This is a genomic window from Bifidobacterium erythrocebi, from assembly GCF_012932675.1.
Lineage (GTDB): Bacteria > Actinomycetota > Actinomycetes > Actinomycetales > Bifidobacteriaceae > Bifidobacterium > Bifidobacterium erythrocebi.
This window is the reverse complement of record NZ_JAAIIF010000017.1, coordinates 1-11907: the sequence shown is the minus strand read 5'-3', so window position 1 is coordinate 11907 and position 11907 is coordinate 1. Positions and strand designations below refer to the sequence as shown.

The window sequence follows — 11907 nt, the reverse complement described above, 5'->3', positions numbered from 1 at the left end:
TGTCTGGATTGTCTGGACTGTTTGGACTGTTTGGACTGTTTGGACTGGGTGGCTTAGACGGCCTGGAACCGGTTGATCCTGCCTGATCATCGGATTATTCGGTCTCGCTTTGGTCTCGTTTTGGCCCCTTGATTCGTTTTCTGCGTGGTTAGTAACGACTTCTGTGACGGAGGTTACATATTTTGTCGTACTGGTCACAGTGGTTGTTGTTCCCGTCACAGAATTTGTCACGCTACCCGCAGTAATCGTCTTCCCACTGCCCCTCAACAAATTCCACGCTTGCCGCTCCTCTTCCGAGCACCCCCGAAGGCTTCCCCCTAACGCACTAAGAGCAGGCCGCGCGGTGCTCGTCAATGCGTCATGAAAACCGGCCAGATGAGCGGCCTTGGCACTTTTGTTGCTTATACCCCCGAACGGCACCCCCGTTGTGGCGCATGTTGTTTTGTCAAAAGATGGAAAAGCGTTTAAGCTGGATTGTGCCTTTTTGATGATGCGCCAACATCATTGCCGGCGCGAATTTGCAAGGTGGTGATTCGTGGAGACGGGGATGTTGATGCGGCATGGAAAGGCACAACAGGAGAGACGCGACAACAGAAGACAGAGCACAACAGAGTAGCAGAACATAACAGCATGCGCCCCATGTGCAACCCACGTGGGGAAGGCAGCCAGGAGTATACAACAGCGCACAATAGTGTGCGCGCGGGAAGAGAACCATGAAGCACGCAGACCGGCCGAAAGGCTTTGCCATGCCGGCGAACGCGAGCCAGCCATTGCGCAGGCGCGTTCGCTCGCTTTGTGCTGCCATCATTGCCTTCGGGGTGACCGCATCGCTGATCGCCGCCCCCGCGCTCGCCGCCAATGCCATTTCCACGCTTGCCAATGACGGCACTGTCACCACCGCCAACGAGCAAACCACCACCGGCTTGTGTACGGGTAAGACCATGCCGCTTGGTCCGAGTACCGGTTCCAGCACTGTTGATGATGGTATTGCCACGTATGTTGGCGGCAACATGTACGTGGGCAAGAAGAACGACCACATGATGTCCACGAACGGGCCGGATGGCTCGTATGCCGTGGAGGCCGAGGGTTTGACGGCGGTGAAGGGCAAGCTGTTGTTGCATCCGATTAAGAACGCGTGGGCCGAATATGATAAGAACGGCAAAGCCACGAATTACAAGGGTTTTCGTTTCGGTGTGGTGGGCTTTGGTGCTAATTTCCGCCCGAAGGAGGGCCAGTCGGTGCTGGAGGTTCGTGGCGACAGCACTGACACTGGTTTGAGCGATGCCAACAGTGTGCAGGCGTGGGGCAACGCCGGCTGGATCGGCAAGATGGAGGATGACGACAAGTCCTATATCGCCAATATTGCCGGCGCGACGACCACGCTGTGGGGCGGCACGTCGAATGATTTCTATGGGAAGCGTTCCGGCAACGTCAATAAGATCCGTTGGAATCAGCGTATTAGCGTATACGACTACAGCAAGAGCCCGACTGGCACGACGGTGGATAAATCCAATGTCAAGTACGGCAAAACCGATGATTCCATCGGCTCCACGGGCGAAACGTTCATGGGGTTCGGCGAGACCATCAAGACCATGTCGAAGAACATGGTGACTGTGGGGCAAGGCTCGACCGACCCTTCGGACACTAACCGGTATATCGGCACGGTTACTACGGGAACATATAACGGCAACCTTGAACGCCATAAGTTCGACTATGAGACCAACAAGAAAACGTATACGTTCACGGCCAGCAGTGTGAGCGAGAAGCTGATCACTTTCACGGGCAATGGTAAGGCGGCGTTGCAGGTGTTCAACGTTCCGGCGAGTGATCTGTCGGGCAATCAGGGCATCAGCTACAAGTTCGTGAATATTCCCGACACCGCGTCCGTGGTGATCAATGTGACGGGCAGTACTGTTTCCTTCCACAACGGGTGGCGTTTCTTCTGGGGTGATAACAACACTGACATTGGCGGCGAATACACGAGCAATGATTACGCTAAGCATGCGCAGCAGATCATGTGGAATTTCGCCGATGCGCAGAGCCTTACCATTTACGGTGGCCAAGCGCAGGGGCATATGACTGTTACGCCGACTTTGGATGAACAGACGAGTGAGGGCATTTGGAGTCAGGCCAACCTGACCATGACCGACGATTCTGCGGCGGGCTTCCTGGGGAGCATTCTCGTGCCGAACGGCAGTTTCGAATCGCATGTGTCCACGAACGGCCGCGTGTGGGTTGGCGGGGATTTCTCCATGTACAACCCGACGACCGTGGAACAAAACGGTACTCCAATCGTCAATATCGAGCGCAGCCACACCGCGTCGGCGATTGATATGGATCAGGAGCGTCATAATCTGCCGTGGAATGGCTCGTACACGGCGCAGTGCGCCACGTTGGCGTGGGATAAGGTGCAGGACGACACGAGCCACACGCTGCTCGCAGGCACTACGTGGGCGGTGTACGGTTCGCTGGAGGCCGCTAAGAGCAACGACCCGACGCAGGCGTTGAAGAGGATTACGGACGGCCAGTATGGCGACGAGGATAATCAGAATGACGGCCATTTTGAGGTGAGCGGTCTCAACCCGTCCGACTCTACCGCCACGCTCACGTATTATCTGCGCGAGGTGGCTACGAACGACACACAGCATCGGCTCAATAGCAACATTTACGCCATCAATGCCGGCATGGAGGGCGTTACTGCGCGCAAGATCACGAAGGTCTACGACTCGAATGGCACGGAGATCACGGACGTGTCCAAGAAGCTGCTGGTCACAACGCAGAGCGCCGGCACGAACGATCAGATCATTAACGAGAGTAAGGGCATTGAGCTCAGCTGGTCGAAGGTGGACAAGGACGCCACGGGCAAAACGCTCGCAGGCTCGGTGTGGAAGCTGCAGAGGCAGGGCAGCAGCGTGGCCTACCACATCACCGACACCACCAAGAGCGCGGCGAAGGTGACGATCAAGTACAACGGTAAAGACGTGGCCAGTATTGACCTGAAGACTACGGATATCGCCGATTTGACCGCTGAAGTAACCGACGCACACGGTTCCACGGATGGCTTGCCGCAAAGGGTTGCATGGACGAGTTCGAATGCGGGCGCGGCCACGGTCAACGCGGACAGCGGACTGGTCACACCGATCGCGGCGGGCACAACCACCATCAAGGCATGCTCGGTAATGGACGTCACGAAGTGCGCAAGCATGACGGTGACGGTTACGGGTGAAAGCAGGCCAGAAACCAAAGCCACCACCACGGTGTACTACCCGAAGAGTGTGTTTGGGGAGAACACCACGCCGTCGTTCCAGTATTCGCTGGACGGCGGAACAACGTGGGTGAAGGGTCTTTCCATGGAGGCCTCCGGCTGCAACGAGTGGTGGAAGATCACCTTCAGCAATCCGGACAAGAAGGCCATTGAATTTGATGTGTATTCCTCCAATGGTTTGTGGGATAACAACAACAAGGACCCGCATAATTATTCCCACGACTATGCCGCCGAACTCACGTTGAGCGGTAGTGTGAACTACGACAGCTATATCTCCGCCGGCACCCTCACCAATGGCATGCCTTCCGGCTGTTCCATCACCCCGCCCACCACGCAGGAAACGGTACGGATCATCAATCCTTCCACCACGTCCATCAGCATGAACAAAGGCGAGACGCGCACGCTCGCGGCCGACAAAACGCCGAGCAACACCACGCTCACCTGGTCGAGCGGCAACACCAGCGTCGCCACGGTCACGGCAAAAGGCAGCGACAGTAGCACCGACACCACGGCCACACTCAAGGCGCTCGCGGTTGGTAAGGCCACTATTCGTGTGCGCACGGCGGGTGGTGCCACGGCGAGCATCACGGTGACGGTGCGTGACGGCTCGCAGCTGACCGTGTATTTCAAAACCGGTGCGGTGAACAATTCGTGGGGCGAATATTGGCTCGCCTACCAGCAGAAGAGCAACGGCAACTATGCCACAGCGAAGATGACTCAGGCCGTCTGCAACAGCGAGTATGTGGTGGCGACTATTCCGCGCGACCAGGTGCAGGAGAACTACGGCTACTACTTCCGCGACAACGGGCGGCTGGATAATAATCGCCGGTGGTACGGCTCCAACGGTGTGGATCCGAATGGCGACGTGTTCCAGTTCCCGGGCGGCAGCTACACGAGCTTGCGCGTGGAAAGCAACAGCACGAAGCAGACGAGTGCGCCAAGCGGATGCGAGGCGAGCAACGCGAGGAGTACAGCGAAGAGCGCCGCAAAGACCCGCGCGAAGGCTACGGCGAAGAAATCTGCACAGACCACGACAAAGACCACAACGCAGGCCGCTGCGCAGGCTACGGCGCAACAGCGCAAGTCGGCGCAGGGCACGGCCGTACAGTCGGGGGAGGGCGGCACCAGCGCTGCCGGCGCTGCCGTCACCGCAGACAACACGGGTTCCACTGGCAGTACAAGCACTACAGGCGATACTGCCACGGAAACCATCTACTCGTGCGGTGACACCAATGGCCGGTGCGACATGGACGCCACCGTGGGCGGCTTCCGCATTGTGGATCTGGAAGCGGGCACGTACACGCTTACCGAGGTCGTGGAACCGAATGGTTTCGCGGGAACAGCGGCAAGCTATACCGTCACCATCAAGGCGGACGGCTCCACAACATGGGATCCGGCACTGCAATCGGGGAGCACGTCGGGCGTGAATAAGGTGCCGAATACGCGTATGACCGGCACGGTCACGTGGAACAAGGTCACGAAGGTGAAACAGACCGCGGGCGGCAGCGAGCAGACAGTGAAGCTCGGCGGTACGGAGTGGTCGATCACCAAGGTGAAATCGTTTGCGTGGGGTGCGGACGGTAAAGCCACGTATTCGCAGATTGCCGATGCAGATAAGGTCGCGCACGCCATCACCGACTGCGTGAACGGGCAAAGCACGGACGCACAAGGCGCCGTCATCAACGACTGCTCCACGCAATTGGCCACAGAGGCCACGCCATACGTGGATATGGATGGTGCGGCGGGCCAGTTCACCGTAACCGGCCTGGGCTGGGGCGTGTATGAGCTTAAGGAAAGCACAGCGCCGGAAGGCTACACGGTTGACGCCACCACACGCACGTTCACGTTCGGTCCCGCAGAAGGTGCGGATACGACCGGCCAGTGGTATCAGAACACGGTCGGCGATGCGGACGGCACGACTGCTGGCACAACCACCGGCGCCACAGGCACGACCGCCGGCGCGACGATCTCCACCAAGCAGGTCGATTACGACCAGCAGGTCTTCATGTTCGCTATCGGAGATATTGCGAACGCGCGTACGCTCGGCACGGTCACGTGGCAGAAGGTCGGTAGTGACGACGAAACCAAGCTGCTTGCCGGTTCCCAATGGCGACTTGTGCAAAAAGCTGCATACGATACCGCGGAAGGCGTATACGTAAAGCTTGCAAATGAGCAAACGTATGATGTTATCGATTGCACAACAAGTGGCATGCAATCGCTGTGCGGCACGGGCGCAAACACCGGCACAGATGGCAAAAACACTTGGAACGACTCGGATCCCACGCCTGGCAAGTTCACGCTGAGGCAGCTTCCGTGGGGCGAGTACACGCTTGTGGAAACCGCCGCGCCAAGGGGGTATACTCCAAAAGCGGAAGAGACGGCATTCACGGTTGGGCCAACGAAGGCCGAGACCGGTGATGCGGCACACAACCAGACTTCTTCGGGAGCGATGCAGCGGGTCAATCTTGTGATCGGCCTTGGCGGCATCGTGAACCAGAAGACCGTAATAGCAACCGCTATTCCAATGACGGGAGGTGATTGGACAGGTAGGGACATTCTCGCTGTGGGCGGCGGGCTTGCTCTGCTCGCCGGCATCTGCGCAATGGCGCGGAAGCATTCACGGCGGAAGGCAATACCACATGCACAGCCTCGTCTATGAACAGCAATACAGTAAACGATGCCGCGGGGGGTACCCCCCAAAGCGTCAAGAGATGTAGTACCAGCCGTGCGATGACCAGAACACGTTGAACGCGCGGCGTACACGAAAGGGAAAAAGAAATGAACACGAACATGAAGAGAGTGATCTCAGGGCTCGCAGCCCTGGGCATCGCACTCAGCGGCATGGCTCTCGGCGCCAGCTCCGCTTGGGCTGCTGACGGTGGCGGCAGCGGTGAAATAACAAGTGAAGCCCAAACGGCTGAAGGCACCATCACCATTACCAACGCTGGCGGCGATACCGCTGAACACCAGTTCAGCGGCTACCACTTGGGCTGGTTCTATGCCGCGGCTTCTGACACGAAGGCCGAAGCCGGCTTCACCTACCAGATGGCGACCGATCCGGCGCACACCAGTGAAATCGAAGCGGCGATGAAGGAGGTGAAGGATGATGTGCATACGGATAAGAGCCTGTATGAACTGTATTCGCAGGATAATAACTACTTCGTCAGCGCCGACGATACCGCTGAGAACAATCCGATGGGTTGGATCATGGCGAACGTGTCCGACAAGACCACGGGTGGCAAGACTCAGCTGACGGACTGGTCGAAGCAGGACAGTACCGCATTGCGCCAGCTGGCCAACGCGCTGAAGAAGAATCTGACGAATCCGGAATATGCTACTGCAGAAGGTAAGACTCCTCTGAAGTCTTCTTCGACGGGATATTCGAACCCTGTCAATCAGGGCTATTACTTGCTGGTTGAGACCACCGATTTGGCCTCCACTAATGCCGGTGAAACCGCCTCCACTGCTGACCCGTCCAGCGCGAAGTCCACGCAGTCCATTCCGATTCTGGTCGCCTCCACCATTCCGAACGAAGCGATGCTTGACTCAACTAAGGATTCGGTGAAGAGCGACAAGGTCGGTAAGGTCAGCCTCAAGTCCAGCCAGCCGCAGATCGCCAAGCAGGTCGTGGACGCGAAGGGTAAGTCCGTCGACAATCCGGATTACAACATCGGTGACGACATCTACTACGAGCTGACCACCGTCATCCCGGACTACACTTCCTACGCCAAGTGCTCCACGTATTCCGTTGGTGATGCGGATTGCCGCAAGCTGATCGTGACCGATACCGCTGAAAAGGGCTTGACTATTCAGGGAGTGGAAAGCGTGAAGGTCGGTGATACCCCTCTGACCAGTGAAAAATACAGCACAGATAGCTCCACAAAGGTTACTTATGATGGCAAGACTGCCGACGATAGCAACCCAGCCGATGCAACCAAGACCACTATCGATCTGGGCGCATATGTCAACTCTGATGCTGTTGCTAACAACTACGGCAAAACCGTGACCATCATTGTCAAGGCCAAGCTCAACAAGGACGCCAAGATCTCCACTCCGACCAGTAATGTGCCGAACAAGAACAAGGTCGAGCTGACCTACTCCAACAAGTTCGACGATGTTAATGACGCGAAGACTATTCCCGGCGGCGAAGTCAACGTGTACACCTTCAAGTTCAAGCTGAACAAGACCAACATGGACGGTACCGCTCTGACCAAGCCTGAAGGTGCTGGCGACGACTGGCACGGCGCCACCTTCGTGGTGTCGGAAAAGGATGGCAACTATCTCGTCAAGTCGGACTCGGGCGAATGGACCACAACTGCAAACAAAGACCAGGCGACCAAGTTCATTTCCGATAAGGATGGCAATGTCACCGGCTTCGACGGTCTGAAGCAGGGAACCTACACGGTTGAGGAAACCTCGGCCGCGACTGGTTACACCAACTTTGACCTGCCGAGCTTCGACATCACCATTACCCCCGTGTATCAGCAGGACACTTCCAGCAAGCCGAATGGTGCTACTACTTGGGGTGACTATGAGCTGACTGAAGAAGAGGTCAGCCTTGACGCAAAGTCGGATACCCGTATTGATCAGGCAGAAGATGGCAACAGCTTCACCATCAACGTGAAGAACGCTAAGAACCTGACCGAGCTGCCTATGACCGGTGGTGCGGGTCTGGTGGCCGTGATCGCGGCCGGCGTGCTGCTGGCTGGCGCTGGCGTGGCTGCTGCGGTTCGTTCCCGCAAGTCCAACTCCAGGGCCGTGCGCATCTGATAAGCCGGAGCCGTGTCACCACGGTGGCACCCCTCTAGCTCACCAGTAACCCGTGAGGGGTGGAGACCGCCGTCTCCACCCCTCGCTTCATTTCAGTCACCAACACGTGCGTCTATTCTCACCCCGAGCAAGCAAGACGGCTGAACACCAAAGACTCGCCGGAACGATTTGCGGTATTTCAAAATTATGGAATAATTAGCAACTGTTCGTATACTTTGTTTATTGCTTATTGAACATTTAATTCATTTTTGCAAAAAGTTACGAATCCGGGGCTGATCTTTCGGTCCCTCCAAGGGCGGGGTATATCCCCGCCCTATATACTTTCTATCTATGACTAAAAACCGCGAGCTTAGCATCTTCATCGATGAGTCCGGCGAACTTTCAGCGCCATGCCAGCTGAACAGTTGCAAGGACGCCTTCTATGTGGTCAGTTTGGTGTTCCACAACCAGCATGCTGATATCTCCGGTTTGGTAGATCAATTGAATTACGGACTGGAAAACATGAAAATCCCATGCATTTCCAGGAACCATGCCCTGCACTCGTACAACCTGATCAGAGGCGAACGCCCGTACCAGCCGCTTAGTCTTCAGGAGCGGCGAAAGCTGTTCAACAAAACCGTTGATTTTGCAAATGCCTGTGCAAAAGTAGGCATATCTGGAAGAATCTGCATTATTGATCGCCGGCAATACTGCGACCCCAATCCCGCGCGCAACGGCGAGTGCCAAATGCCGGAATCAGGGCGTAAAACCATGGAGGACGCAATCCGGGATTGGCTCGACGATTTCATCTGCAACAATCGTGACAGCCTGCGTACCTTCGACACCATAAAGGTGTATTACGATAACGGGCAGAAATGGTTGGGCGATTTAATCCACGAATCGTTCAACCGTAACGTTGTCGAAGATGAGCTCGTCTTCAAAGAAAAAGTCAGCCCATCCCAATACAAACTATTCCAAGTAGCAGATCTGCTCTGTACATACAGTTTGCTGCGTGAAAAGCGGGCCGTGAGCGACTACACAAAAACCGATATGCGTTTCTTCGACGCCTCCTTTAGAAATAGACGCCGAGGCGGCGACACCAAGCGGGACGGCACTACGAAACAGTCGTGCGATACCACGGCTATGGACAAGCAAATCGATATTCTCGCTCGACGATTCAGAAACCTGACGGAGAATCCGATTCCCAGAGCGTATTAGTCGTTGTCTGATAGCTGTAGGTTGCTGTTGGTCGCCATTGGTAATGCCGACTAGACGGCTTGGTTATGGCGGAAGAAGAGTGGAAGAAGATATAGCGAAAGCCCGCTCTACACCTAAGGGGACTGAGTCCCCGACGACATGAAGCCGACTTTCAATGCAGGCAGGCTTTTGTGTTCACCAGTGTGCTTCTTCAAGTGAGGGCGTAGGCACCGAGTCGGACTCGGCGAATTTGTCGCGGGTGTGCGCGCCATCTGCCGGAGCGCCAAGGAACGTGCGCTAGATTGGTGCATGGGAAAAGGAGCGCGGCCGGCGAAGGCGGCGCAACACACCGCAGAGGAGTGCATATGAGCGGCAAGCGTACGCGCCACGTAGGCGACGTGGCATCTCGCCTGTGCGGTTTGCTTGCACGCTTCGTGCCGGGATTATCCGCCGCTGCGGATTCGCCAACTGATTCAGGCGACTCGGCTGGCCTGGATGTTTCGGGCGCTTCGGCTGATTCGCGCGGTGATGTGCGCGGCGGGTTGCGCGATGACTTGCATGGCGATATGCCTTCCCAGGTCGCTCTGGACGCGGCCGGTCATGTGACTTCCAAGCCTGCCGCATCAACGTTTGTTGATGCAGACGACGCCGAACGCAGTGCCGAACCATCAACGTTTGTTGATGGTGAATCACGTGACGCTGAGCCGCTCGTTGGCGTTGCCGCAGCATCAACATTTGTTGAGCGCGATTCGAAAACCGTTGGAATCGCTGGGAATGAAGCATCAACGTTTGTTGAGCACAGCTCCGCCGAGTCCAGCTCCGACGCCTCTGCTGCATCAACGTTTGTTGATGATGAGCCGTCCGAATCCGACCCGTCCGAATCCGATTCGGCCGACCTAACTGACCCATCCGACCACAACACACCCAGCACACTCAGCGCGCCTGGTACCCCCATCAACCCCATCGCCGCACCAACCACCCCCGACCCCGACCACAGCCCCAACCCCAACGGCCCCATACTCCCATCCCTCTACACGCCACTCCCACTCACCGCCACCATCACCCCCAACCCGGCAGCCACCACACCCCTCACCCTCACCACATGGGAACACATCACCGGCACCGACCAGGAAGGCCTCGCCGAACGCAAAGCCGAACGCCGCGAAACCCGCCGCTCCAACTTCTTCGGCATCCTCTCCATCCTGCTCATCACCGTATCCGCCCTGGTCATCGGCACCCCATTCGCCATGCGCGCCTCCGAACAACACCAAGCCAACAACGTCTCCAGCCAATCCGCCAAAACCGTCGCCGGCTGGCCCTACCCCAAAGCCAAAGAAGCCCTCGCCGCCGCCCGCGCCTACAACCAGCGGCTCGCCAAAACCAGCCAAAGCGTCATCGGCGAAGCCCACGACCCCTTCGCCAGCGAAAGCGGCGGCAGCAAAACCTCCAAAGAAGACGACTCCCTCGCCGCCAAAGACAAGGAATACCAAAGCCTGCTCGACACCGGCGAAGGCGTGATGGGCACCGTACGCATCCCCAAAATCTCCGTCAACCTCCCCATCTACCACGGCACCAGCGAAGACGCGCTCGCCCGCGGCGTAGGCCACCTCTACGGCACCTCACTACCCGCCGGCGGCAAAAACTCCCACACCGTACTCACCGGGCATCGCGGCCTCGTCAACGCCGAACTGTTCACCCGTCTCGACGAACTACGCAAAGGCGACTACATCTACATCGACGTGATGGGTGAAACCCTCGGCTACAAAGTCGACCGCATCAGCGTGATCGAACCCAGCGACGTGAGCAAACTCAAAGTGGAACCCGGCAAAGACCGCATCACACTCATGACCTGCACCCCATACGGCGTGAACACGCACCGATTGCTGGTCTCCGGGCTGCGCGGCAAAATCCCGCACCCGATCCCCGACCCGGACGCCGCACCCAAAGACGTGCGCGCGATCGCCGTGCGCGTGGCGCTGGTCGCGGGCGGATGCGTGCTGGCCGTGTGGCTGTGGCTCGGCTGCCTCGCCCCGAACCGCGACCGCTGGATGCTGATCCAGCACGCCGGAAGCCGGCCCGACTGGCTGTGACGGACGCGGGTGCGGCTGGATGTAATGGACGGCCTGACTGGATGTAATGGACGCGCGGTTGTGGTTGTCTGGCTGTAATGGGTACGACCCGACTGGATGTGACAGGTGGTGTGTGACGCGTGCGGGTGAAGCGCGGTGTGTGACGCGTGCGGGCGACTGGATGTAACGGACGCTGACGACTGGCTGTAACGGGTATGGCCTGACTGGATGTAATGGACGTGCCCCGTAATGGACGTGCCCCCGTAACGGACGTGCCCCCCCGTAACGGACATGTCCCGACTGGATGTATTGGACGCGGGGTTGCGGTTGCTGCGGTTGCATGGTTGTCTCTGCGACGGTTGCCTTTGCGGCCGGGGATTACTGTGACCGGAGTGACAACAACACGAGGTGATCGTGACCGCAACTGTGACCAGGGTGACAGATTCCGTCACTCCAGTCACAGTTATTGTCACTGGGTCACAGTTGTTGCGATTTTCGCCGGTAGTGCCCGAAAAGTTGCGCACTTTGGATCATGGCCGTCCATGGCGCGATGATCAGTTCGCTTCCACGAGGTTGTCATCGAGCCGGGACATGTCCAGGTAGCGGCGGTTCGACCATTCGTTCGCG

General features: G+C 57.6%; 4 protein-coding genes. All 4 read left to right on the top strand.

Features of this window, described 5'->3' with window-relative positions; all coding sequences use genetic code 11:
* Nucleotides 1-746 precede the first annotated feature (746 nt).
* The 4 genes from G1C98_RS08250 to G1C98_RS09390 all read left to right on the top strand — a co-directional run bounded on the left by G1C98_RS08250 (nucleotide 747) and on the right by G1C98_RS09390 (nucleotide 11301).
* Complete coding sequence (locus G1C98_RS08250; RefSeq protein WP_169080749.1) at nucleotides 747-5924, top strand: SpaA isopeptide-forming pilin-related protein; 5178 nt, start codon at nucleotides 747-749, stop codon at nucleotides 5922-5924.
* A 131-nt stretch (nucleotides 5925-6055) separates the two neighbouring features.
* A complete protein-coding gene (locus tag G1C98_RS08245; RefSeq protein WP_169080748.1) occupies nucleotides 6056-8035 on the top strand; it encodes an isopeptide-forming domain-containing fimbrial protein in 1980 nt (659 codons plus the stop codon).
* Nucleotides 8036-8365: 330 nt separating this feature from the next.
* Nucleotides 8366-9232: a hypothetical protein gene (locus tag G1C98_RS08240; protein ID WP_169080747.1), complete on the top strand. Its 867-nt coding sequence runs from the start codon at nucleotides 8366-8368 to the stop codon at nucleotides 9230-9232.
* A gap of 1037 nt (nucleotides 9233-10269) precedes the next feature.
* Nucleotides 10270-11301, top strand: coding sequence for a class C sortase (locus tag G1C98_RS09390; RefSeq protein WP_417852311.1), 1032 nt, complete (start codon nucleotides 10270-10272; stop codon nucleotides 11299-11301).
* The last annotated feature ends 606 nt before the right edge of the window (nucleotides 11302-11907 follow it).